This window comes from Micrococcus sp. Alg238-R198 (assembly GCF_900537135.1).
Classification (GTDB): domain Bacteria; phylum Actinomycetota; class Actinomycetes; order Actinomycetales; family Micrococcaceae; genus Micrococcus; species Micrococcus luteus.
Window position 1 is genome coordinate 25,125 of sequence record NZ_UNRH01000011.1, and the last position, 25,298, is coordinate 50,422.

The following is a 25,298-nucleotide window of genomic DNA, read 5'->3' on the forward strand; positions in this document are numbered from 1 at the left end:
ACCCTTGAGCAGCAGACCCGCCCCGCGCCGAGCGCAGGACCCCGCCCACGCCGGCGTCGCCGACGAGGAGCCGACGACGACGGACCCCGCCCCCGCCACGGATCCGGCCGCCCCGCCCGCGGCGGACCCCGCGGACGAGACCCCCGAGGGTGAGCGCCGCGCCGGCCGGTCCACCGCGATCATGGCCTCCGGCACGCTCCTCTCCCGCGTGCTGGGCCTTGTCCGTGCGACGCTGGTGACGGTGGCGATCGGCCTGTCCGCGGACATGGCCGACATCTTCGAGATCGCCAACTCCCTGCCGAACGTGATCTACCTGCTCCTGGTGGGCGGCGTGTTCAACGTGGTGCTGGTGCCGCAGCTGATCAAGCACGCCCGCGACGCCGACCGGGGCGCGGACTACACCTCCCGCCTGATGACGCTCGGCACGCTCGTGATGCTCGCCGGCACGGTGGTGGTCATGCTGGCGGCGGCCCCGCTCATGACGGCCCTGACCCGCGGCTGGTCGCCGGAGAAGCTCGAGATGGCCACCGTGTTCGCCCTGTGGTGCCTGCCCCAGGTGTTCTTCTACGGCATGTACGCACTGGTGGGGCAGGTGCTCAACGCCAACGGGCGCTTCGGCGCCTACATGTGGGCGCCGGTGCTGAACAACGTCGTCGCGATCGGCGCGATCGTGCTGTATCTGGGCATGTTCGGGGCGTACCGGGCCGGGGACGACCTCGCCGGGTGGACGACCGCGCAGACGGTCGTGCTGGCCGGCGGCCACACCCTGGGCGTCGTGCTGCAGGCCGTGATCCTCTTCCTGCCGCTGCGCGGGCTCGGCCTGGGCCTGCGCCCGAGGTTCGGCTGGAAGGGCATCGGCCTGCGGGACACCGGCCGGATCGCCGGGTACACCCTGGTCACGATGGTCGCCACGAACGTGGTGCTCCTGCTGTGCCAGCGGTACGTCACCTCCGCCACGGAGGCCCGCGACCGCGGCGAGCTGCGCATCCCGGGCACGGAGACCTGGAGCGCCGAGATGGCGCAGGCGGCCATCCCCGGTGTGGCCGCGTACAACATGGCGATGCTGATGGCCGTGCTGCCCCATTCGGTGTTCGTGCTCTCCCTGGCCACCGTGCTCTTCAACCGGCTGGCCCGCGCCATGGGCCGCCAGGACATGTCCGCGGTGCGGCGCACGACGGCGCAGGGTCTGCGCGCGTTCACCGTGCCGCTGATGTTCTGCCTCGCCGGCGTGGTGGTCCTGGCGGGCCCCCTGGGCCGCGTCTTCGGCTCGACGGCCGAGACGGCGATGGTGGCCGGCGTCGCGGTGGGCTCGGTCCTGCTCGCGCTGGCGCTGTCCATCCCGTTCCGCTCGGGCTCCTTCTACCTGCTGCGCGTGTTCTACGCCGCCGAGGACGCCAAGGTGCCGATGGTGGTCCAGGTCAGCGGCTCGCTCCTGATGCTGCTGCTCTCGTGGGCGGGCGCGATGCTGCTGCCGCTGTGGTCCATGGCCCTGTGGGTCGCGGTCGCCTCGTCCGTCTCGTACGTGTACCAGTTCGTCCTGACCCATGTGCTCACCGTGCGCCGGTTCGGGGACTACGGCCTCGCATCCGTGCTGCGTGCCCACGTCCAGACCGGCCTGGCCGCGCTGGCCGCGGCGGCCGCGGGCGTCGTCGTCGTGTGGCTGCTGGGCGGGTACACCGGCGGGTTCGCGTGGAACTCCATCGGGACGGCGCTGCTCACGTGCGCGGTGGCCGCCGTGGCGATGGGTCCGGTGTACCTGATGGTGCTGCGGGCCATGCGGTTCCCCGAGCTGGACGACGCCCTCCGGCCGCTCGTCGCCCGCGTGCCGGCGCTGGGTCGTCTGCTGCGCGTCGGCTGATCTCTGGCCGCGACGGCCACGCCACGTATCATCGGATTCCGACCCCGTCGTCAGGAGAAGAGCCCGTGCCCCAGCCCATCGCCGTCGGCGCCGTCCTGGGCGGCCGCTATCGCATCACCCAGCACGTGGTGACGTCCGCGGACCAGGACATGGTGTTCCTGGGCACGGACCAGGTGCTCAACCGCCGCGTCACCGTGCTCGTGGCCTCACGTGAGAACGCCACGCAGGTGGCCTCGTCCGCGCGGGAGCTGGCCACGGGCGAGCGCACCGACGACGTGCAGGTGCTCGACCTGGGGCTGTCCGAGGGCCGCACGTACCTGATCGCCGGCGGGGACCCCGACCCGGACGTCCTGCTGGGTCTGGCGTACCCGCAGGAGCTGTACGTGGAGCCGTTCCAGACGGACAGCCTCGGCTCCGAGCTGTTCGGCGAGTCGCGGACCGGAGACCCCCACGCCTACGACGACGACGAGGCGTACTACACCGACCTCGACCGCCGGCTCCGCGCGGACGAGGACGAGGCCCAGCGTCGTCCCGGGTTCCTGAACCGCCTCTCCGAGCGCCTCGCCGAGCGGGTCCGTCCCTCCGACGGCACCGCGGCGAAGGCGGCCGCCGGGGCGTCGGCCCTGGCCGCGGCGGACGCCGCCACCCGGAAGCAGCAGGAGGAGCGCGAGCGCGCGGAGCGGGAGGCCGCCGAGCGTGCAGAACGCGAGCGCAAGGAGGCCGAGGAGAAGGCACGCGCCGAACGGGAGGCCGCGGAGCGGGCCGAGCGGGAGCGCAAGGAGGCCGCCGAGCGTGCAGAACGCGAGCGTCGGGAGGCGGAGGAGCGTGCCGAGGAGGAGCGCCGCGCCGAGGCCGAGCGCGCCCGTCGCCAGGCGGAGCAGGAGGCTGAGGAGCGGGCCGCGCGCGAGCGGGAGGCCGAGCAGGCCCGGCTGGCCGCGGAGCGGGAGGAGGCCGAGCGCCGCGAGCTCGAGCGCCGGGCCGAGGCCCGCCGTCGTGCCGAGGAGGAGCGCGCCCGGGAGGCCGCGGAGCGCGAGGCTGAGAAGCGCGCGGCCCAGGAACGCGAGGCCGCGGAGCGCGAGGCTGAGAAGCGCGAGGCCCAGGCGGGCACCGCCGCACTCCCGGCTGTCGCGGCGGGGGCCGCCGCCGCGCAGGCCACCGACGCCGATGCCGACGGGGCCATGCCGCCCACCGAGCCCGTCGAGCCCGTGGCGGCCGAGAAGACCGACGCGCCGGAGCCGGTCGCCCCGGACACCGAGGCGATCCCGGTGCGGCGCCAGCGCCCCGTCCCCCGCCGAGCGATCGTGGCCGAGTCCGCGCCCACCGTCCGTGAGGAGTCGCGCGGCACGGCCGCTCCGGTGGCTGCCGCGGCCGGGGCCGCAACGGCGGCGGGTGCCGCGGCTGCCGGTTCGACGGCCGCCGCCGCGGCTCCGGATGTCCTGGCCGCCCCGGCCACCACCGGGAGTGGTGACGGCGCCACGGTGGCCGACCCGGGCGACGGCCACGGCCGCACGCGCGGCGGCGGTCCGCTGGCTCTGGTCCTCGTGGTCGGCCTGCTCGCCGCACTCGTCGTGGGCGGGGTGCTGCTGGCCCAGAACCTGCGCGGCGGGCCGACCCCGCAGGCCGCGGCCGCGTCGTCCGGGTCCGGGTCGTCCGAGTCCGCATCGGACACCCCGTCGCCGTCGGAGAGCACCAGCCCCTCCCCCACCCCGACCAGCGAGAGCGCCGCGGCCGCCCCGCAGCCCGTCCAGGCCCTGCGCTCGGTGCCGGACCTGCCGGAGCACGAGGCCGAGCACGACGCGGACCTGAGCAACCTCATCGACGGCGACCCCACCACCGTGTGGCGCACCTTCGCCTACGCACGGCCGAACTTCGGCGGCTATGTGGAGAGCATGAACCTCGTGGTCCAGCTCGAGGAGCGCACCGAGGTGAACGAGGTGACCCTGCAGAGCACGGGGGCCACCGGTGGCGCCTGGTTCGCCTACATCGCCGACTCCCCCGAGGGCGCGAACGCCCAGGAGATCGGCAACGGCACCTTCGACCAGGACACCGTCTCCATCCCCGTGCCGTTCGAGGGCACCGAGGCCGAGGCCGAGTACGTGATCGTCAGCCTCACCTCGCTGCCCCAGCTGGAGGGCACGACGTCGGACCTCCCGTTCGGCCTGCGCCTCGGCGAGATCGCCGTCCGCTGACCCCGCGCCCGGGCGACGGCGCGCCGGACCTTCCGGCCGCCGTCGCCGGACGTCGTCGCACCGCGGCCCCGACACCGCGGAATACCCGCCGGAGGCTCCGCCGTTGTCCTGGAGGAGCGCCCACCACCCCGATCCACTGGAGGAACCCGTGGCCCCCACCGCCCAGGACCCGAGCGTCCACAACGTCGTGATCGTCGGATCCGGCCCCGCCGGATACACCGCGGCGATCTACACCGCCCGCGCCGACCTCTCCCCCGTCCTCGTGGCCGGGGCGGTGACCGCGGGCGGCGAGCTGATGAACACCACCGAGGTGGAGAACTTCCCGGGCTTCCCGGAGGGTGTGCAGGGGCCCGAGCTGATGGCGAACCTCGAGGCCCAGGCCCGCCGGTTCAACACGGAGGTGGTCTACGACGACGTCGTGCAGGCCGACCTGACGTCGAACCCCAAGGTGCTCACGCTCGGCGACGGCACCCAGCTGCGCACCCACGCGGTCATCCTCACGACCGGCTCCGCCTACCGGAAGCTCGGCGTTCCCGGCGAGGAGCGCCTCTCCGGCCACGGCGTCAGCTGGTGCGCCACGTGCGACGGCTTCTTCTTCCGCGAGCAGGAGATCGCGGTCGTGGGCGGCGGCGACTCCGCCATGGAGGAGGCCCTGTTCCTCACGAAGTTCGCGTCCAAGGTGACCGTGCTGGTCCGCAAGGACGAGCTGCGCGCCTCCAAGGTGATGGCCCACCGGGCCATGGAGAACGAGAAGATCGAGTTCCGCTGGAACACCGAGGTCACGGAGGTGACGGGTGACGACAAGGTCAACACCCTCCGCCTGCGGGACACCCGCACCGGCGAGGCGTCCACGCTGGACGTGACCGGCCTGTTCGTGGCCATCGGCCAGGACCCGCGCACGGACCTGGTGCAGGGCCAGGTGGAGCTCACGGAGCACGGCACGATCCGCATCGACCATCCGTCCTCGCGGACCTCCCAGCCGGGCGTCTTCGCCGCCGGCGACGTCACGGACCACACCTACCGCCAGGCCATCACCGCCGCCGGCTCGGGCTGCGTGGCCGCCCAGGACGTGGAGCACTACCTCGCGACCGTGGCCGACGTGGAGGAGGCCGCGCCGGCCGGCCCGGAGTCGGACGCGGTTCCGGCATGAGCCACTGACTCATCACCCCTGACCGAGCGTCATGAGTCATGTCGATAACACCCCTGTCCACCCCCGTCAGACACAGAACAACCCCCAGGAGGCTGCCATGAGCACCATCACCGTCACCGACGCCGACTTCGACCAGAAGGTCCTCCAGTCCGAGCTGCCCGTCCTCGTGGACTTCTGGGCCGAGTGGTGCGGCCCGTGCCGCATGCTCGGGCCCGTCCTGGAGGACATGGCCGTGGAGCACGAGGGCAAGGCCGTGATCGCCAAGCTCAACGTGGACGAGAACCCGGCCATCGCCGCGCGCTACGGCGTCACCTCCATCCCGCTCGTCGTGGGCTTCCAGAACGGCGAGAAGGTCGTCGAGTCCGTGGGCGCCAAGCCCAAGGCCGCGCTGGAGAAGGAGTTCTCGGCCCTGCTCGGCTGAGCCCCTCCCCCACTCACCACGACGGCCCCGCCACCCGAGAGGGTGGCGGGGCCGTCGCGCGTCGATCTTCAGGACAAGCGGCGGGTGCCCGTGGACGCCGTCCGCGGGAGGTCCGGATCAGGACTTCTTGCCCTTCCCCTTGCCGTCCTCGCCGTCCTGAATGAGGTCCATGATGCGGTTCAGGTCCTCCACGGTGGTGAAGTCGATGGCGATGCGGCCCTTGCGCGCGCCGAGGGTGATCTTTACGGCGGTGTCCAGGCGGCTGGTGAGCGCGGTGGCGTAGTGGTCCAGGCGCTCGTGGCGGGCGTCGTCCGTGCTGCGCCGCGGCGTGCGGCCCGGCCGGAGCCCGCCCTGCAGTTGCGCGACAGCCTCCTCCGTGGCCCGGACGGACAAGCCCTCCGACTGGATCCGCTGCGCCAGACGCTCCATGTCCGACGGGTCCGTGAGACCGAGCAGCGCACGCGCATGGCCGGCCGAGAGCGTGCCGGCGGCCACGCGACGCTGCACGAGGGGCGGCAGCTTGAGCAGCCGCAGCGTGTTGGAGATCTGCGGACGGGAGCGGCCGATGCGCTGGGAGAGCTCCTCCTGCGTGCAGGCGAAGTCCTCCATGAGCTGCTGGTAGGCGGCGGCCTCTTCGAGCGGGTTCAGCTGGGAGCGGTGCAGGTTCTCCAGCAGGGCGTCCCGCAGGAGGTCCTGGTCCGGGGTCTGGCGGACGATCGCCGGGATGGTGTCCAGACCCGCCTTCTGGGTGGCGCGCCACCGGCGCTCGCCCATGATCAGCTCGTAGGGGGTGGGGCCGTCCACCTCGCGCACGACGATCGGCTGCAGGATGCCGACCTCGCGGATCGAGGTGACCAGTTCCGCCATGTGGTCCTCGTCGAACACCTCACGCGGCTGCCGCGGGTTGGGGTGGATGTCCCCCACCGGGATCTCCCGCAGGACCGCGATGTCCGCGGACACGGTCCCCTCGGTCGCGACGGGGTCCGCGGTCGAGTCCGCCGGTTCCTTCCTCGACGACGTCGCGGAGGTGGCACGCTTGCTGGGCGCCTTCACCGTCGGCATGGCCGGACGCCCCTTGGTCGGCCGCGCCGCGGGTGCATCCTCGGAGTCTGCGGAGAAGAACACGTCGACGGGACGCTGCGCGGGTCGCGAGGCACGCTTCGACGAGGTGGGCCCTGCCTTCGTGGCGGACGTGGCGTTCCGGCCAGTCGCAGCCGTTGATTTCCCGGCCTGTGTCGTTCGGCCCGCGGTCTTCCGCTGCGAGGCCGACGGGGCGGGCTCGTTGGACTCCCCTGGCGTCTCGGTCGTCGCGGTGCTCCGCGTCGATGTCGTGGTTGCCTCCGCTGCCGCGGCAGCCTTCGGGCCGCTCTTCACCGGCACCGCAGAGTCCCTCGGGGAGGAGGCCTCCGCGTTCTCTTCCGGGGCTTCTACAGTGCTCTGGATCAGGGCGCCGAGGCCTCGCCCCAGGCCTCCTCGACGGCTCGTCTTCAACGGGTCCTCCTGCAGTGAGTGGGTCTGCGATCAGTGTAGGTGAGCGGCCTGGTCTCGATGGTCCCGGGCGGCGGGAAGACACTTCTCAAGGAGCTCTGGCCCTGACCGCCGGGGGGCGCGCGAGGGCCTGACACGTGCAAGGGGCGCGGCGAGGTTCGGGCCTCGCTTCTGGGGTGAGACGTCCGCATTGGGCTCGGATGGCAGGATGCGGGCGCGCGGACAGCACCTGCCGCGAGCGTGAGTGTTTCACGTGGAACACTCCGAGTGGGGGCGCTTCGGAAGGGTGCCGCTGCAATCCTCAAGACCTCCTCATGTTCCCTCTCGAGGTTCACTCGTTTCACATGAAACGCGAGCCCGCGACGACGAGCGGGCGGTATCAGAATCACGGTTGTTCAGTTTGTTTTTCATGTATTCCCGGGCCGATCAGCCCTCCGTGCGGACGGTACTCAGATCGCTGGCTACCCGCATGATGATGTGCTTCATCGGACGCGCAATGGCGGACCAGCAGCGAAGCACTCGTCCGACTTCCCCTCGGTGTGATGTGAACACTCGAATCGCCGAACGGATGAGCTCGGCCTGCTCGTCGCTTCGCCGTCAGTGCTTCCTCACACCCGCGCAGCTCACGAATTGAACGCTGCTTCACCATCCGCGTTTCACGTGAAACACGGACGAGTCTGTCATCCAAGTACGACATGAGTTCGGGTGGGCCACGTGCTCGCTCACCCGCAAGTCAGTGCCACATTCCTGCGCCATTCTCAGTCAGCTCGCTCCCGGCACGGATCGTGTGCTCCCTGGATCGCCTGGGATTGTGACCTCGCGGCACGGCGCTTTCACCCGAAGCTCGTTTCACGTGAAACGTATCGTTCGAAGAATCGACCGTGCGCTCATCCATGGAAGCTCGCCCACCAGCGGGTCGCACCCCGAGGCCGGCGTGCGCAGGGTCCTCTATATCTTGAGAGGTTCAGACTTGCCGCGTCGCTGATGGTACTGGCTCGATCTAGTGAGCCCCGATCACCGGTCGTTCAGTTTCACGTGAAACGGCTGGGAGGGAACGCCGGGTCGCGGGTCGCATGTCGGGGCAGCGAGCATCCACTTCCGCCGTTGACAGTACTGCTCGATGTGGTCGCCGATGTCACGGGCGGCAGTACAGTGACGCGGCCGGCGCTCCACCCCACCCACTGACTCCATCCGTCCTGTCAGCTGAGGCCGCCCATCAAAGTTTCAGGACCGCCTCGTGGGGAAACTGGGTCTTCAATGCCTCCATCCGCGTACAGCTGCGGTCAGGGATCGACGCTAGGTGAGCGCGGAACCACCGTGTTTCACGTGAAACCCCCGGCGACCGGCCGATTACTCGACGCCCTGGTTCCCACGTCGCTGCAAGACAGAACCACACGGCCCGCCCCATCCCGCACGGAGCCGCCGCGGGCTTCCCGGGGGGCCTCCACCGCAGTCACCATTCACACGCCGTCCCCGTGCCCAGTCGTCAGACGCGACAGGAGACTGAGCAGGGCTCATCAGCACCGCAGAGGCATCTACGGCCGCACACCCTAGACGTACACTGTCCACAGATGTTGTCCACATATCAACATCGACGTTCGCTGGTGACCACGTCAAGACGCTTGTTGGCCAGCTCAACCACTTGTCTCTGTATACACTGGGGGCACACGACCGCGCTTCCTCACTGGAGGCTCTCTTTCTCCGCACACAGGAATGCACAGCCGAACTGAGCTTCAGGCGCCCCCAATCGGCCCCTCCAACTCAGACGAATCACAGGAGACCACCTCGCCGCTCACGTGCCCTCTCGGACACGCTGACTGACAGACCGGCCGCGCACCCCCGCGACGGCACTCTGACTCGAGCTCCGCTCTGGCCCCCGATTCCCTGCACGTCACCGACGGCGAGGAGGTCTGACGTGGGGGGAGGGGGCACCCAGCCACGGCACCCGGCCTGCTCGACGGCTGCATTCTCGGGGCTGCCACGAGCCCGCCTGAGGGGCAGGGACGGGCCATGCCCTGCACGTCCGCACCAGCCGGCCAGGACGTTCCCTACGAACCGCGCAGCTCCCGAGGCGCACCTCAACGCACGGTGCACCGCCGGCCGGCCATCACAGCCGCGGTCCCGCTCCAGGGCAAAACCGTCCTCCCCGTGACTTCGTGCGTCGCCGCCCCTGCTACCCCCACGCCCGGCGACAGATGCGCCCCGCCCACGACGGAGCGGCAGAGGGCTCGGCCCAGGGGAGGAGAGGGCGGCATGTCTGTCGGAAGCGGTCGACCACGGGCACCCCTCCCCATCGTCCCGCCGCGGCGGCACCACGCGCGCACCCTCAGAGAGGGCCGTTTCACGTGAAACACGGCCGTCCGCCATGCCCAGCGATTCCGCTTGTCTTTTCACCCCTCATCCCCCGGGCCGCACTCACTCACGACGAAGCCCGCCGGGGGATCGCTCCCTCCGGCGGGCTCCGTCGTCGTCGGCAGCGCCATCCGGCGACCGCAGCAGCGGGTCGCCTGCGCGTCAGCCCTTCACGGCCGGGGCACCGCGGCTGGCGATCTCTGCAGCCGCCTCCCGGTACGCCACGGCGCCGGCCGAGGCCGGGTCGTAGGTCAGCACCGTCTGCTGATAGCTGGGGGCCTCGGAGATGCGGACGTTGCGGGGGATCGCGGTGTTCAGCAGCTGCTCCGGGAAGTGCGTCCGGACCTCCTCCGCCACCTGCACGGCGAGGTTGGTCCGCGCGTCGAACATCGTCAGCAGGATGGTGCTCACCTGGAGGCGCGGATTCAGGTGCTTCTGGATCATCTGCACGTTCTTGAGCAGCTGGGAGAGGCCCTCGAGGGCGTAGTACTCGGCCTGGATCGGGATGAGCACCTCCTCGGCCGCCACGAACGCGTTGACCGTCAGCAGGCCCAGGGACGGCGGGCAGTCGATGAACACGTAGTCCAGCCGCTCCTGGCCGTCCTCCTCGCGCCAGGCGGTGTACGCCTCGAGCGCTCGAGACAGTCGCTGTTCGCGGGCCACCAGCGAGACCAGCTCGATCTCGGCACCGGCCAGGTCGATCGTCGCGGGCACCACCTGCAGGCCGTCCACGTCCGGGGCGTCCTGCACGACGTCCTGGATCTCCATCTCGCCCAGGAGCACGTCGTACACGGAGGCCACGTCTCCGGTGTGGGGGATGTTCAGCGCGGTGGACGCATTGCCCTGCGGGTCGATGTCGACCACCATCACCCGCATGCCCGCGCGGGCGAGGGCCGCGGCGAGGTTGACCGTCGTCGTCGTCTTGCCGACGCCGCCCTTCTGGTTGGACGTCGTGAACACGCGGGTGCGGTCGGGGCGCGTCAGACGGCGCCGCTGGAGCCGCGCGGGCTCCTCGGCGTCGGCGCCGCCCTTCTCGGCGGTCCGGCCGGTCCACTTCTGGCGCAGGGCCCTCCAGGCCCCACCCCGGCTCTCCTGCTCCTGCGCCATGCGGCTCTACCTCCTGGGTCGCGGGTGTGCGGATCTGCTGCCGCCCGGCCCGTCCCGTCCCGGTGGGGGAGGGGTCAGCGGGGACGCGCGCTGACGCGCACGACGGTGGTGGTCTCGGGCAGCAGGCCCTCGCCCACCGTGAGGATCTCGGGCTCGGCACCACCATACTTGCGCAGGACCTTGCGGGCGGCGGCGATCTCGTCGGCCGCGGAGCGGCCCTTGATGGCCAGCAGCTCCCCGGCGCCCTGCAGCATCGGCATGGTCAGCGGCACGAGGGTCTTCAGCGCGGACACGGCGCGGGCGGTCACGACGTCGACGTCGAGGTTCCCGGAGACCTGCTCGGCGCGGCCGCGGATCACGTCCACGTTCTCCAGGCCGAGGTCGGCGACCACCATGTCCAGCCACTCCACGCGCCGCTCGAGCGGCTCGATGAGCAGGAACTGGCAGTCGGGGCGCGCGAGCGCGAGGCACAGGCCGGGCAGGCCCGCACCGGAGCCGACGTCGGCCACGAGCGCACCCTGCGGGAGGAGCTCCTCGACCACGGCGCAGTTCAGGACGTGGCGCTCCCAGAGACGGGGCGCCTCGCGCGGACCGATCAGGCCCCACTCGATGCCGGTGTCCGCCAGGTGGGCCACGTACGCCTCGGCCCGGGGGAGGGCCTCGCCGAACAGCTCGACGGCGGCCGGCCGCAGCGCATCGGTCAGCGGCGGTGCCGGCTGTCCCACGGGTGCGGGACGGTCGCCCCGGTCCCGCGGATCCAGCCCGGGGCGCCGCTCGTAGGCCGAGCCCCGCTCAGTCATCGGCGGAGATGACCACGTGCCGGCGGGCGCCCTCGCCCTCCGACTCGGAGGTCAGGCCGGCGTCCGCGACGACGTCGTGGACGATCTTGCGCTCGTACGCGCCCATGGGCTCGAGGTGCACGGGACCCTCGCCGGCGCGGACGCGCTCGACGGCCGCCTGGGCGGCGGTGCGCAGGGCGACGTTGCGGCGCTCCCGGTGCCCGCAGACGTCCAGGATCAGCCGGGAGCGGTGCCCCGTGGCGGCGAGCACGGCCAGCCGGACGAGCTCCTGCAGGGCCTCCAGGGTGCGGCCGTCGGGACCGACGAGGCCGTCCAGGCGCTCGTCGTGGTCCTCGGAGACGACGGACACGTACGTGCGCCCGTCGCGGACCTCGATGTCGATGTCCCCGTCCAGGTCCGCGATGTCGAGCAGCTCCTCGACGTAGTCCGCGGCGACGTCGCCCTCCTCCTCGAGGCGGCGCACCGCCTCCGAGACGGCGGCATCGTCCTGCTCCGCGACGCGGGAGCCCTGGCCCGCGGGGGTCTCGACGACGGCGTCCTCGGCCTCGGGGGCCGGGGTCACGTTCTCGGCGGACATGCTCACTTCCTCCTGCGGTTCTTGCGCTGGGGCTGGACGCGCTGACCCGACTGGCGGACGACCTCACCGTTCAGCACGGCACCGCCGCGGCCCGCCTGGGTGTGCGCGGACGAGGGCGTGGCCTCGGCGTTCGACACCTTCTGGCCCACGGGGGGCAGGCCCTTGGCGGCGCGGCGCTCGTTGAGCTCCTTCTCGGCGAGGGAGCCCGGGGTCGGGTTGTTGCGGATGATCCACCACTGCTGGCCGACGGCCCAGAAGTTGGAGTAGGTCCAGTACAGGAGCACGCCGATGGGGAAGTTGATGCCGCCGATGCCGAAGATCAGGGGCATGGCGTAGAGCATGATCTGCTGCGTCTGCATCATCGGGCCGGAGAGGGCCTGCTGCGTCATGTTCTTCGTCATGAGCATCTTCTGCATGAAGAACATCGAGCCCGACATCAGCAGGATCAGCACGATCGCCGTGACGATCACGGGCGTGCTGCCCGGCGCGCCGAGCGAGTTCATGAAGGTGTCCGACATGCGGGCGCCGAAGATCGTGGAGCCCTCGAAGGAGCGGATCTGGTCCGCGGACAGGGCGTCCATGGCCTCGCCGCGCTCGGCCGCGCCGCGGGCGCCGATCAGCACCTGGTACAGCGCGAAGAAGAACGGCATCTGGATCAGCAGCGGCAGGCAGGCGGCGAACGGGTTCGCCTTGTGCTCCTTCATGAGCGCCTGCTGCTCCATGGCCATGGCCTGGCGGGAGAGCTGGTCCTTCTTGCCCTTGTACTTGGCCTGCAGCTTCTGCAGCTCGGGCTGGATGGCCTGCATGGCGCGCTGCGCCTTGATCTGCTTGACGAACAGCGGGATCAGCAGGGTGCGGATGAGCACCACCAGCAGGAGGATGGACAGGGCCCACGTCCAGCCGGAGTCCACGGGCAGGCCCGCGAACTCCAGGATGCTGTGGAACGCCCCGAGCAGCCAGGACATCAGCCAGCGGAACGGGGAGAGGATGGCTTCGAACATGGGGGTCAATCCTCCTGCGGGAGATCAGGTGGGATGGGAGGGTGGTTCAGGGCGAGGATGCGCGGCTGCCGGCCCGGCGGCCAGCGTCGGTGCCCGGGCGGGACCGGGTCCACGCCGCCGTCGTTCCAGGGATGGCACCGGCCGATGCGCCGCGCGGCGAGCCACGACCCCTTCACCGCGCCGTGCACGTGCACGGCCTCCAGCCCGTAGGCGGAGCAGCTGGGGAAGAACCGGCACACGGGTCCGTACAGCGGGGAGACCACGGCCCGATAGACCGTGAGCAGGCCCGCCAGCAGGGCGGACGGCAGCGCGCGCAGCGGCCCCCACTCACGGGAGGGCTCGAGCACGACGAAGGGCGAGGGCGTGACGGTCATCTACGCGTGCTCCGAGGCGGCGGGCAGGTGCGGCTTCAGGGCCTTGCCGAGCGCGCCGACGGTCTCGCGGCGCAGCAGCGCGTAGTCCGCCTCGGCGGCGGCCGGCAGCGCGCGGACCTGCACCAGAACCGGCAGGTCGCGCAGCGGGGGCAGACGCATCTGATCCGCGACGACGGCGCGCAGCCGCCGCTTCACCCGGTTGCGGGTCACCGCGTTCCCCACGGCCTTGGACACGACGAACCCGGCCCGCGGCCGAGGGGCGCTCGGCGACGTGGACCGGGTCTGATCGGGGTCCGTGGCGACGCTCACCACGACGGTGCGCCGACCCGCGCGGGTGCCGGTGCGACCGAGGTGACGGAACTCCGCGGGCGTGCGGACGCGACGGTCACGGGGCAGCACGGGGCGCGCCGTCCCTGGACCGAGGTCCTCAGGCGGACAGCTCGGCGCGGTTCTTGCCGCGGCGAGCGGACAGGATGGCGCGGCCGGCGCGGGTGCGCATGCGGGCACGGAAGCCGTGCTTGCGGGCACGACGGCGGTTGTTGGGCTGGAACGTGCGCTTGGTCACTGTGATCTCTCCACGACGTGTTGTGTGCCTTCGACCGTCGACCTGAGCAGGTGGACCAGGGGGAAGGACCGGTGAGGCTCTGACATGAAATCCCCGGCGGGCACGATCAACCGACACCCGGGGGACCAGACAACTCTAGTGGCCGGGGTACGCAGGGGTCAAACGGGTGCGCGCGGATCCCGGACGCCCGTGGGCGCCCGGGACGGTCGTCCACAGGATGATAGGGGTTGTCCACCGTCTGTGCACAACCCTGTGGACAACCGTTAGACTCCGAGCACCGTCGTCCGTCTCGCGCAGCCGCCCCCGTCCTCGGGGACGTCTGTCCCAGGAAAGGAAGCCTCCGTGGTGGCAGACCAGGCCGTGCTCAGCTCGTGGCGCTCCGTCGTGGGCTCCCTCGAGGACGACGCGCGGGTCAGCGCCCGCCTCATGGGCTTCGTCTACCTGGCCCAGCCGCAGGGCCTCATCGGCAACACGCTCCTGCTGGCCGTGCCGAACGAGACCACCCGCGAGACCCTCCAGGGCACCCAGGTGGCCGACGCCCTCACGGACGCCCTGACCAAGGAGTTCCGCGAGGAGATCCTGCTGGCCATCTCGATCGATGCGAACCTGCAGCCGCCGCGGACCCCCTCCTCCGAGGCCCGCCGCTCCTCCCTCGCCGGCGGGCCGTCCGACGCCGCGGCGCCGGACGTCGAGCTGCCCCCGGCCGCGACCGCCGCCACCTCCCGCCGCGCCGTCGCCGAGGAGCTGCCGGGCTTCCGCATCGAGCCGCCGGCCGACGTCGTGCCCGCCGCGAACGCGGCCTCGAACGGGAACGGCAAGCCGACCCCCGCGCCGCCGTCGACGTCCGCGGAGACCAGCCGCCTCAACGACCGCTACCACTTCGAGACGTTCGTGATCGGCTCGTCCAACCGGTTCGCGCACGCCGCCGCGAACGCGGTGGCCGAGGCGCCGGCGAAGGCGTACAACCCGCTGTTCATCTACGGCGAGTCCGGCCTGGGCAAGACGCACCTGCTGCACGCGATCGGGCACTACGCCCGCCGCCTCTACCCGGGCCTGCGGGTGCGGTACGTGAACTCGGAGGAGTTCACCAACGACTTCATCAACTCCATCCGCCACGACGAGGGCGCCTCGTTCAAGCAGGTCTACCGCAACGTGGACATCCTGCTGATCGACGACATCCAGTTCCTGGCGGACAAGGAGGCGACGGTCGAGGAGTTCTTCCACACCTTCAACACGCTCTACAACAACAACAAGCAGGTGGTCATCACCTCGGACCTGCCGCCCAAGCAGCTCTCCGGGTTCGAGGACCGGCTGCGCTCCCGCTTCGAGTGGGGGCTGATCACGGACATCCAGCCGCCGGACCTCGAGACGCGCATCGCGATCCTCCGGAAGAAGGCGGAGGCCGAGGGGCTCGTGGCCCCGCCGGAGGCGCTGGAGTACATCGCCTCGCGCATCTCCACGAACATCCGCGAGCTCGAGGGCGCGCTGATCCGCGTGACCGCGTTCGCCTCGCTCAACCGGCAGACCGTGGACATCGAGCTGGCCGAGCATGTGCTCAAGGACCTGATCACGGACGAGACGGCGCACGAGATCACGCCGGAGCTGATCCTGCACGCCACGGGGGAGTACTTCAATCTCACCCTCGAGGAGCTGACCAGCAAGTCCCGCACCCGCACGCTGGTGACGGCGCGGCAGATCGCCATGTACCTGCTGCGCGAGCTGACCGAGATGTCCCTGCCCAAGATCGGCCAGGTCCTGGGCGGTCGCGACCACACCACCGTCATCCACGCGGACCGCAAGATCCGCGAGCTGATGGCCGAGCGGCGGACGATCTACAACCAGGTCACCGAGCTCACCAACGAGATCAAGCGGAAACAGCGCGGCGCCTGAGCCACCCGCCGTCCCACCCTCGAGTCCCGGTTCGAACCTTCGACCGGGACTCGAGTCTTCTTCCACATTGTCCACCGGTGTGGACAACTCTGTGGAGAACCCCCGCCGCTGTGGACAACCTCCGCCCCTGTGGATGGCGGAATCAGGCCGCTCACGCCGCGTCCACACCCCTGGGGACGACGACGGTGCACAGGCTGGTGAATCACACGGGTGTCATTCGATGGTCCACACGTATCCACAGATCTCCACAGCCGAAAACCGCATGATCTCGCGGATTTCGACGGGTGTGGACGCACCCTGTGGACAGGAATGTGGACAACTGGGGGGTGGATCCGGGGATGAGTCTGGACAACTCCGGTCGGGCCTGTGCAGAGCGGGGGGAGGGCCTCCGAGTCTCGTCCACATCGGATGCACACCCCGAACGAGCGGGCGTCCACACGGTTCCCCCAACCGGATCCGCATGTCGGCGCGGCAGAACCGCGTTCTCCACAGGATCCACACCCGCTACCACTCCTTCTGATCCCTCTGGAGAGATCCCGCCAAGCAACATCATCTCCGCCGCCCCGCACCGAGCTGAGCGCCTCGAGGGCCCGGGCTGCGCCCGTGCGCTCGGAATCCGTGGAATCACACCACTGTCATTCGTGGGCGACCTGACACCCACCGCGCGGACCGCCTATGCTGAGGCCCGCGTGTCGCCGTTCCCCCCGGGCCCGCAACCCCCGTCATCACCCCCAGAGAGGCAGTGCAGCTCGTGAAGTTCACCGTCGAACGCGACATCCTCACCGACGCCGTCTCCTGGGCCGCACGCTCCCTGTCCCCGCGCCCGCCGGTGCCGGTGCTCTCGGGCCTGCTGATCACGGCCGAGGCCGGCGTCGTGTCCATCGCGAGCTTCGACTACGAGACCTCCGCGCGCCTGGAGATCGAGGCCGACGTCGAGACCGCGGGCCAGGTGCTCGTCTCCGGCCGCCTGCTGAACGACATCGTCCGCTCCCTGCCGCAGGCCCAGGTCACGGTGGAGCTCGACGGCGGCAAGGTGCTCGTCACCTGCCGCTCCTCCCGCTTCGCCCTGGCCACGATGCCCGTGGGCGACTACCCGGCCCTGCCCGAGCTGCCGGCCCCCGCGGGCACCGTGGACGGCGCCGCGTTCGCCCACGCCGTCGCCCAGGTCACCGTCGCCGCCTCCAAGGACGACACCCTGCCGATCCTCACCGCCGTGAAGGTGGAGATCGAGGGCGACACCATGACCTTCCTGGCCACGGACCGCTACCGGCTGGCCATGAAGGAGATCCGCTGGACCCCGGCGGACCCGTCCCTCTCGACGTCGCTGCTCATCAAGGCGCGCACGCTCACCGAGGTCGCCAAGTCCCTCGGCTCCGGCGGCGACCTGGAGATCCTGCTCGGTCAGACCGCCGACCTCGTGGGCTTCGCCTCCGGCGGCCGTCGCACCACCTCCGTGCTCGTGGACGGCGAGTACCCCAAGATCCGCTCGCTCTTCCCCGAGTCCAGCCCCATCCAGGCCGTGGTGGACACCGCCGCCCTGGTCGAGGCGTCCCGCCGCGTGGCCCTCGTCGCCGAGCGCAACACCGCCCTGCGCATGGTGTTCACGGACGGCCAGGTCACCCTGGACGCCGGCACCGGCGACGACGCGAGCGCCAACGAGTCCGTGCCGTGCACGCTCGAGGGCGAGGACATCACCGTGGCGTTCAACCCGTCCTACCTCTCCGAGGGCCTGGCCGTGGTGGACCAGCCGCAGGTGCGCTTCGCGTTCACGTCCGCGCCCAAGCCCGCCCTGCTCACCGGCGTGAACCAGGAGGACGGCGTCGTCTCCGACTACCGCTACCTCGTGATGCCGGTGCGCATCGCCTGACGCAGGGGGCTGGACGCTCCCGTGTACCTGTCCCACCTCACCGTCGCGGACTTCCGGTCCTACCGCTGGGCCGACCTGGAGCTGACGCCGGGGTCCACGGTGCTGCTCGGGGCCAACGGGGTGGGCAAGACCAACCTCGTGGAGGCGATCGGCTACCTCGGCGCCCAGCAGTCCCACCGGGTCAGCTCGGACGCGCAGCTCGTGCGCTTCGGCCGGGACCGGGCCCGGATCGCCGGGCGCGTGCACCGCGGGTCCCGCACCGTCGCCCTCGAGCTGGAGATCCTGCCGGGCCGGTCCAACCGGGTGGCCATCAACCGCGGCGCCCCCGTGCGGGCGAAGGAGGGCCTCGGGATCCTGCGCACCGTGGTCTTCGCCCCGGAGGACCTGAGCCTCGTGACGGGGGAGCCCGGTGGCCGTCGTCGTCTCCTCGACCAGCTCATGGTGCAGCTGCGTCCGGCCCTCGGTGAGGCCGCCGCCGACTACGAACGCGTGCTGCGCCAGCGCAACGCCCTGCTCAAGTCGAGCCGCGGCTCTCGCCGCTGGGGCCCCGAGGAGGACGCGACCCTCGCCGTCTGGGACGAGCACCTCTGCGCCGCCGGCGCCCGCCTGCTCCACGGCCGCCTGCACGTGCTGCGCCTGCTGGCCCGCCCCCTCCAGGAGATGTACGCGGCGCTGACCAACGGCTCCAAGGCCGCGGCCTACGCCTACGAGTCCACCGTCCCGCTGGCCCGCGGCACCCACGCGGAGGTCCCGGCCGTGGCGGACCTGGCCGCGGACATGCACCGGACGCTCGAGGCCCAACGGGAGGAGGAGCGGGCGCGGGCGCTCACCCTGGTGGGCCCGCACCGGGACGAGCTCGCCCTCTTCCTGGGCCCGGCGCCCGCGCGCGGCTACGCCTCCCACGGGGAGACGTGGTCGCTGGCGCTCGCCCTGCGCATGGCGGCCTACGACGTGCTCGTGGCCGACGACCCGGACCCCGACGCCCGCCCCGTCCTGATCCTGGACGACGTGTTCGCGGAGCTCGACGCCGCCCGTCGCCGCCGCCTCGCCGCGCTCGTCCACCGGGCCGAGCAGGTGATCGTCACGGCCGCCGCGCTCGAGGACGTCCCCGAGGAGCTCACGGCCCACCGCGTGCTCATCCGCCAGGACGCAGAGGGCTCCGAGGCCGTGGCCGCCGCGGCCCCCGTGGAGGGGGACATCCGTGAGCCCCGGCGCGAGGGCGGCGCCGATGGCTGAGACCCCCGCCCCGTTCGAGCCGGACCGGCCGGACCTGGCGCTCGTGCAGCTGCGCCGGGTCCGCGAGGCCGCCCGGGAGCGGGGCGAGGCGCCGCTGCGGGCGCGGGGGACGGGCGCGGGCCTGGCCGGGGCCATGGCGGGCACGACGTCGGCCGGCCGGGAGCGGCAGGACCGTCGACGCCCGTTCGGGGGTGCGGACCGGGACCCGGCCACGGTGTCCACCGTGTTCGGCCGGCTCATCCGCGACCGCGGCTGGTCCACCCCCGTGGCGGTCGGCTCCGTGCTCACTCGCTGGGCCGAGCTGGTGGGGCCGGAGATCGCGCTGCACTGCCGCCCGGAGAGCTTCGAGGACTCCGTGGTGCGGGTCCGGACGAGCTCCACCGCGTGGGCCACGCAGCTGCGCCTGATGAGCCCCGTGCTCCTGCAGCGCTTCGACGAGGCGCTCGGGCCCGGCGTCGTGACCCGCATCGAGGTGGCGGGGCCGCAGGCCCCGAGCTGGCGCAAGGGGCCGCGCACCGTGCGCGGCGGCCGCGGGCCACGCGACACCTACGGCTGAGTCCGGGGCCGCCCCCCGCGGCGCACGACGGCGTCCCGGACGCGGCGAGGCCATGGGTGCCGCTCTGGCGCGCTCACAGGGTCGGTGACGGCCCGGGAGGCATGGGCGGTCTCCTGCGCACGTCCTGAGCCGTGTCCCTGGCCGCTGAGCGGGTGTTCTCCCGCGGCGGACCCCCGTCGATGCGGGCCCTCGGGGTGTCAGGCGGTACACTGGAACCAGTGAAAGGGGGCCGGCCGTCGTCCGTCCCCCGCCCCCGTGGATCTGCGGGAGCGTGTCGCGTGCCGGTCCTGTCCGGGCGGCGTCGCGCGCCTGCGCGCGGGTCGACCCTGTCGCCGACGTCCGAGGAAGTGAGCCACCCGTGGTTGACGCCATGCCCGAGAACCCCGCGGAGGAGCCGACCGCCGCGTCGGCCGCGCCGAACCCGGAGGCCGTGCCGGACGCCGTCGGGCAGCCCGAGGCCCCGGTGAAGGACCGGAAGGTGCCCGGTGAGTACGGCGCCAGCGCCATCACCGTGCTCGAGGGCCTCGAGGCCGTCCGCAAGCGCCCCGGCATGTACATCGGCTCCACCGGCCCGCGGGGCCTGCATCACCTCGTGTACGAGGTCGTGGACAACTCCGTGGACGAGGCGCTGGCCGGCTACGCCACCGGCATCGACGTCACGCTGCAGGCCGACGGCGGCGTGCGCGTGGCGGACGACGGCCGCGGCATCCCCGTGGACCTGCACCCCACCGAGGGGAGGCCGACCGTCGAGGTCGTCATGACGATCCTGCACGCCGGCGGCAAGTTCGGCGGCGGCGGCTACGCCGTCTCGGGCGGCCTGCACGGCGTGGGCATCTCCGTGGTCAACGCGCTCTCGCGCCGCGTGGACACCGAGGTCCGCCGTCAGGGGCACGTGTGGCGCATGTCCTTCGCGGACGGCGGCGTGCCCCAGGGTGAGCTGGTCAAGGGGGAGGCCACGGACGCCACCGGCACCGTGCAGACGTTCTACCCGGACGCGGAGATCTTCGACTCGATCGAGTTCGACTACGAGACCCTGCGTGCCCGCTTCCAGCAGATGGCCTTCCTCAACAGGGGCCTGCGCATCACCCTCACGGACGAGCGCGTCCAGGAGTCCAACGAGGTCGTCGACGACGAGATCGCGGGCGAGGGCGCCGCCGGTGAGGACGTCGCGGAGAACGGCCTGGCGGAGGAGGCGGAGCAGGAGCCCCAGCGCCGCTCCGTCACCTACCTGTACGAGAACGGCCTGCTCGACTACGTCCAGCACCTCAACTCCGCCAAGAAGGTCGAGTACGTCCACGACGACGTCATCGCCTTCGAGGCCGAGGACGTCTCGGACGGCCGCTCCATGGCCGTCGAGGTGGCCATGCAGTGGACCTCCGCCTACTCGGAGTCCGTGCACACCTACGCGAACACGATCAACACCCACGAGGGCGGCACCCACGAGGAGGGCTTCCGCGCCGCGCTGACCTCCCTGGTCAACCGCTACGCGCGGGAGAAGGAGATCCTCAAGCCCAAGGAGGACAACCTCACGGGCGAGGACATCCGCGAGGGCCTGACCGCCGTGATCTCCGTGAAGCTCTCCGAGCCGCAGTTCGAGGGCCAGACCAAGACCAAGCTCGGCAACTCCGAGGCCCGCGGGTTCGTGTCCAAGGCGGTCACGGACCACCTCGGCGACTGGTTCGAGCGCAATCCGGGCCCGGCCAAGGAGATCATCCGCAAGGCCATCATGGCCTCGCACGCCCGCCTGGCCGCCCGCAAGGCCCGGGACAACGCGCGCCGCAAGTCCCCGCTGGAGTCCTTCGGCATGCCCGGCAAGCTGGCCGACTGCTCCTCGAAGGACCCCGAGCGCTGCGAGGTGTACATCGTGGAGGGCGACTCCGCCGGCGGCTCGGCCAAGCAGGGCCGCAACCCGGAGACGCAGGCCATCCTGCCGCTGCGCGGCAAGATCCTGAACGTGGAGCGCGCCCGCCTGGACAAGGCCCTCGGCAACGCCGAGATCCAGTCGATGATCACGGCGTTCGGCACCAACATCGGCGAGGAGTTCGACATCTCCAAGCTGCGGTACCACAAGATCGTGCTCATGGCGGATGCGGACGTGGACGGCCAGCACATCACCACGCTGCTGCTGACCGTCCTGTTCCGGTACATGCGCCCGCTCATCGAGGCCGGCCACGTGTTCCTCGCGCAGCCGCCGCTGTACCGCATCAAGTGGTCCAACGCCCCGCACGACTACGTGTTCTCGGACGAGGAGCGCGACGCCGCCGTCGAGGCCGGCCTTGCCAAGGGCTGGCGCTACCCCAAGGACAACGGGGTGCAGCGCTACAAGGGCCTGGGCGAGATGAACTACCAGGAGCTGTGGGACACCACCATGGACCCGGAGCACCGCACCCTGCTGCAGGTGACCATGGAGGACGCCGCCGCCGCGGACGCCGTCTTCTCCATGCTCATGGGCGAGGACGTGGAGTCCCGCCGCACCTTCATCCAGCAGAACGCCAAGGATATCCGCTTCCTGGACGTCTGAGCCGGACCCGCAGACCTGCCTGAGCCGACCATCCTCCCCGCCGTCGCGGGGAGCACGAGAGGACCCGCGTGAGCGACGAGACCACCCCCCAGACCCCGGACGAGCCCGTCGAGGGCGCCCCGACCCCGCAGCCCCCGCAGACCGGCCTGGACATCGAGGTGGAGCACTACGTGCTCCCCGAGGGCGCCGCCGACAAGGTCGAGCCCGTCGACCTCGAGTCGGAGATGAAGCGCTCGTACCTGGACTACGCGATGGCCGTGATCGTCGGCCGCGCGCTGCCGGACGTGCGCGACGGCCTCAAGCCCGTGCACCGTCGCGTGCTCTACGCGATGTACGACGGCGGCTACCGCCCGGACCGTGCGTTCAACAAGTCCGCCCGCGTGGTGGGCGACGTGATGGGCAACTACCACCCGCACGGCGACACCGCGATCTACGACGCCCTCGTGCGCCTCATCCAGGACTGGGTCCAGCGCTACCCGCTGGCGCTCGGCCAGGGCAACTTCGGCTCCCCGGGCAACGACGGCGCGGCCGCCCAGCGCTACACCGAGACCAAGATGGCCCCGCTGGCCATGGAGATGGTCCGGGACATCGACGAGGACACCGTCGACATGCAGGACAACTACGACGGCAAGCAGCAGGAGCCCGTCGTCCTGCCCGCCCGGTATCCGAACCTGCTGGTCAACGGCTCCTCGGGCATCGCCGTCGGCATGGCCACGAACATCCCGCCGCACAACATGCGCGAGGTGGCCGCGGGCGTGCAGTGGTACCTCGAGCACCCCGAGGCCACCCGCGAGGAGCTGCTCGAGGCGCTCCTGGCCCGCGTGCACGGCCCCGACTTCCCCACGGGCGCCCAGATCCTGGGCCGCAAGGGCATCGAGGAGGTCTACCGGACCGGCCGCGGCCCCATCACCATGCGCGCCGTGGTCAACGTGGAGGAGATCCAGGGCCGCACGTGCCTCGTGGTCACCGAGCTGCCCTACATGACCAACCCGGACAACCTCGCCGCGAAGATCGCGGAGATGGTGCGGGACGGTAAGATCAACGGCATCGCGGACATGCGCGACGAGACCTCCGGCCGCACCGGCCAGCGCCTGGTGATCGTGCTCAAGCGCGACGCCGTCGCCAAGGTGGTGCTGAACAACCTCTACAAGCACACCGAGCTGCAGTCGAACTTCTCGGCCAACATGCTCGCGCTCGTGGACGGCGTGCCGCGCACCCTGTCCCTGGACGGCTTCGTGCACCACTGGGTGAAGCACCAGATCGACGTGATCGTGCGCCGCACCGCGTTCCGCAAGCGCAAGGCCGAGGAGCGCGCGCACATCCTGCGCGGCCTGCTCAAGGCCCTGGACATGCTGGACGAGGTCATCGCGACCATCCGCCGCTCGGCCTCGGCGGACGTGGCCCGCGAGGCCCTCAAGGAGCTCCTGGACATCGACGACGTCCAGGCCCAGGCCATCCTGCAGATGCAGCTGCGCCAGCTCGCCGCCCTGGAGTCCCAGAAGATCCAGGACGAGTACGACGACCTCATGGCGAAGATCGCCGAGTACAACCGGATCCTGGAGTCCCCGCAGCGTCAGCGCGAGGTCATCTCCGAGGAGCTCGCCGAGATCGTGGCCAAGCACGGCGACGACCGCCGCACCGAGATCATGGCCGGCTTCGACGGCGACATGTCCATCGAGGACCTGATCCCCGAGGAGGAGATGGTCGTCTCCATCACCCGCGGCGGCTACGTCAAGCGCACCCGGATCGACCAGTACCGGTCCCAGGCGCGCGGCGGCAAGGGCGTGCGCGGGGCGACGCTGCGCGGCGACGACGTCGTCGAGCACTTCCTCACCGTGTCCACGCACCACTGGCTGCTGTTCTTCACGAACTTCGGCCGCGTGTACCGCATCAAGACGTACGAGCTGCTCGAGGCCGGCCGCGACGCGAAGGGCCAGCACGTGGCCAACCTGCTCGCGTTCCAGCCGGACGAGCGGATCGCCCAGATCCAGCCGCTCGTGGACTACGGCCGGGCCCCGTACCTCGTGCTCGCCACGCGCGGCGGCCTCGTGAAGAAGACGCCGCTGCTGGACTACGACACGAACCGCACCGCCGGCCTGATCGCGATCAAGCTGCGCGAGGGGGACGAGCTGGTCTCGGCCCGCGTGGTCTCACCCGACGACGACCTCATCCTGATCTCGCACAAGGGCCAGTCCCTGCGGTTCACCGCCACGGACGAGGCGCTGCGTCCCATGGGCCGTGCGACCTCGGGCGTGACCGGCATGAAGTTCCGCGACGACGACTCCCTGCTGACGATGGACGTGGTGGAGGAGGACGGCTACGTCTTCACCGTCACGGACGGCGGCTTCGCCAAGCGCACCCACGTGGACGAGTACCGCCTGCAGAACCGCGGCGGCCTCGGCATCAAGGTCGCCAAGCTCGTGGACGACCGCGGCGAGCTCGCCGGCGGTCTCGTGGTGCGCGAGGACCAGGAGGTCCTCGTGGTGATGGCCTCGGGCAAGGTGGTGCGCTCCGCCGTCGCCGGCGTGCCGGCCAAGGGCCGCGACACGATGGGCGTGATCTTCGCCAAGCCGGACAAGCGGGACCGGATCGTCGCCGTCACCCTGAACAATGAGCAGGAGATGGAGGCGAAGGCGGACGCCGAGGCCGAGGCGGGGCCGGATGTACCCTTGGACGCAGACATCGACCCGACCGACCCCGTAGCCGCACCGGAGGACGCCCTGACGCAGGACGCCGGTGAGGGTGCAGACGGAGGAGAGCAGTGAGCACGTCCGCGTCGTCGCGTCCCGGCCAGGGGCGGAGCACCGGGAAGGCCGCCGAGCCGCGGTCCGGCCGCCCGGTGCGCAAGGCCAGCGGGTCCTCGCAGGAGGACCTGGTCCGCGCCGTCCCGAAGGCCAAGGTGCGCCGCGCCCGCCTGGTCCTGACCCGGGTGGACCCGTGGTCCGTGCTGAAGCTGGCGTTCCTGCTCTCGGTGGCGCTGGGCATCCTCACGGTGGTGGCGGCGGTGGCGCTGTACTCGCTGTCCGACGTCCTCGGGATCTTCGACAGGGTCAACGACGTGATCGGCACCGTGCTCGGCTCCGAGGCCGGGCGCTACACCGTGGCGTCCCTGGCCCCGCTGAGCACCGTGACCTCGCTGGTCACCGTGCTGGCCGTGGTCAACGTCATCCTGCTGACCGCCCTGGCCACCGTGGCCGCGCTGCTCTACAACCTCTGCGCGAGCCTCGTGGGCGGCCTCGGCGTCACGCTGACGGACGACTGAGCAGACCCTCGACGACGCCCCGCGCGGATTTGCGCGGGGCGTCGGCGTTCCTGTACAGTCATCTCCTGTTGTGAACGGCGTCAG

At 71.3% G+C, this 25,298-nt stretch carries 19 protein-coding genes; 11 read left to right on the plus strand and 8 right to left on the minus strand.

The genetic code is table 11. The features are described 5' to 3' along the window. Positions 1-4: 4 nt before the first annotated feature. The 4 genes from G6R13_RS10000 to trxA all read left to right on the plus strand — a co-directional run bounded on the left by G6R13_RS10000 (position 5) and on the right by trxA (position 5,618). Positions 5-1,858, plus strand: coding sequence for a lipid II flippase MurJ (locus G6R13_RS10000; RefSeq protein ID WP_163721605.1), 1,854 nt, complete (start codon positions 5-7; stop codon positions 1,856-1,858). Between the two features lie 65 nt (positions 1,859-1,923). Further along, positions 1,924-4,047, plus strand: a complete 2,124-nt coding sequence (locus G6R13_RS10005) for a hypothetical protein (protein ID WP_163721607.1) — start codon at positions 1,924-1,926, stop codon at positions 4,045-4,047. A gap of 148 nt (positions 4,048-4,195) precedes the next feature. After that, positions 4,196-5,197: a thioredoxin-disulfide reductase gene (gene trxB, locus G6R13_RS10010; RefSeq protein WP_002857809.1), complete on the plus strand. Its 1,002-nt coding sequence runs from the start codon at positions 4,196-4,198 to the stop codon at positions 5,195-5,197. 31 nt (positions 5,198-5,228) lie between these two features. Further along, complete coding sequence (trxA, locus tag G6R13_RS10015; RefSeq protein ID WP_002857810.1) at positions 5,229-5,618, plus strand: thioredoxin; 390 nt, start codon at positions 5,229-5,231, stop codon at positions 5,616-5,618. Positions 5,619-5,735: 117 nt separating this feature from the next. Here trxA and G6R13_RS10020 read toward each other — a convergent pair whose 3' ends face one another. The 8 genes from G6R13_RS10020 to rpmH form a co-directional block, all read right to left on the minus strand. Then, positions 5,736-7,109, minus strand: a complete 1,374-nt coding sequence (locus G6R13_RS10020; RefSeq protein WP_081097781.1) for a ParB/RepB/Spo0J family partition protein — start codon at positions 7,107-7,109, stop codon at positions 5,736-5,738. Between the two features lie 2,511 nt (positions 7,110-9,620). Continuing rightward, positions 9,621-10,565 (minus strand): ParA family protein, encoded by a 945-nt coding sequence (locus G6R13_RS10025; RefSeq protein ID WP_036384450.1) that lies wholly within the window; start codon positions 10,563-10,565, stop codon positions 9,621-9,623. Between the two features lie 74 nt (positions 10,566-10,639). Further along, entirely contained in the window at positions 10,640-11,365 is a 726-nt protein-coding gene (gene rsmG, locus G6R13_RS10030) for a 16S rRNA (guanine(527)-N(7))-methyltransferase RsmG (RefSeq protein WP_095353493.1), read from the minus strand. Next, positions 11,358-11,942, minus strand: a complete 585-nt coding sequence (locus G6R13_RS10035; RefSeq protein ID WP_049145024.1) for a R3H domain-containing nucleic acid-binding protein — start codon at positions 11,940-11,942, stop codon at positions 11,358-11,360. Before G6R13_RS10035 ends, rsmG begins: the two co-directional genes overlap by 8 nt. Positions 11,943-11,944: 2 nt before the next feature. Next, positions 11,945-12,943, minus strand: coding sequence for a membrane protein insertase YidC (gene yidC, locus G6R13_RS10040; RefSeq protein ID WP_119217656.1), 999 nt, complete (start codon positions 12,941-12,943; stop codon positions 11,945-11,947). Between the two features lie 5 nt (positions 12,944-12,948). Continuing rightward, positions 12,949-13,317: a membrane protein insertion efficiency factor YidD gene (gene yidD, locus G6R13_RS10045; RefSeq protein WP_002856440.1), complete on the minus strand. Its 369-nt coding sequence runs from the start codon at positions 13,315-13,317 to the stop codon at positions 12,949-12,951. After that, entirely contained in the window at positions 13,318-13,716 is a 399-nt protein-coding gene (gene rnpA / locus G6R13_RS10050; protein ID WP_002856442.1) for a ribonuclease P protein component, read from the minus strand. 28 nt (positions 13,717-13,744) lie between these two features. After that, complete coding sequence (gene rpmH / locus G6R13_RS10055) at positions 13,745-13,882, minus strand: 50S ribosomal protein L34 (RefSeq protein ID WP_002856443.1); 138 nt, start codon at positions 13,880-13,882, stop codon at positions 13,745-13,747. A gap of 342 nt (positions 13,883-14,224) precedes the next feature. On the opposite strand from rpmH, the gene dnaA reads away from it, so the two are divergent. The 7 genes from dnaA (at position 14,225) to G6R13_RS10090 (ending at position 25,214) form a co-directional block, all read left to right on the plus strand. Then, complete coding sequence (dnaA, locus tag G6R13_RS10060) at positions 14,225-15,772, plus strand: chromosomal replication initiator protein DnaA (RefSeq protein WP_095353492.1); 1,548 nt, start codon at positions 14,225-14,227, stop codon at positions 15,770-15,772. Positions 15,773-16,523: 751 nt separating this feature from the next. Next, positions 16,524-17,639 carry a DNA polymerase III subunit beta gene (gene dnaN / locus G6R13_RS10065; protein WP_002856446.1) on the plus strand — a complete coding sequence of 372 codons (1,116 nt, stop codon included), beginning with the start codon at positions 16,524-16,526 and terminating at the stop codon, positions 17,637-17,639. Positions 17,640-17,660: 21 nt separating this feature from the next. Next, positions 17,661-18,875, plus strand: a complete 1,215-nt coding sequence (recF, locus tag G6R13_RS10070) for a DNA replication/repair protein RecF (RefSeq protein WP_073117166.1) — start codon at positions 17,661-17,663, stop codon at positions 18,873-18,875. Next, complete coding sequence (locus tag G6R13_RS10075) at positions 18,868-19,431, plus strand: DciA family protein (RefSeq protein ID WP_010079771.1); 564 nt, start codon at positions 18,868-18,870, stop codon at positions 19,429-19,431. Before recF ends, G6R13_RS10075 begins: the two co-directional genes overlap by 8 nt. Positions 19,432-19,789: 358 nt before the next feature. Next, positions 19,790-21,952 carry a DNA topoisomerase (ATP-hydrolyzing) subunit B gene (gene gyrB, locus G6R13_RS10080; RefSeq protein ID WP_095353490.1) on the plus strand — a complete coding sequence of 721 codons (2,163 nt, stop codon included), beginning with the start codon at positions 19,790-19,792 and terminating at the stop codon, positions 21,950-21,952. 68 nt (positions 21,953-22,020) lie between these two features. Beyond that, on the plus strand, positions 22,021-24,717 hold the full coding sequence (gyrA, locus tag G6R13_RS10085; protein ID WP_163721609.1) for a DNA gyrase subunit A: 2,697 nt from the start codon (positions 22,021-22,023) through the stop codon (positions 24,715-24,717). Further along, complete coding sequence (locus G6R13_RS10090) at positions 24,714-25,214, plus strand: DUF3566 domain-containing protein (RefSeq protein ID WP_163721611.1); 501 nt, start codon at positions 24,714-24,716, stop codon at positions 25,212-25,214. The genes gyrA and G6R13_RS10090 overlap by 4 nt, the downstream gene beginning before the upstream one ends. The last annotated feature ends 84 nt before the right edge of the window (positions 25,215-25,298 follow it).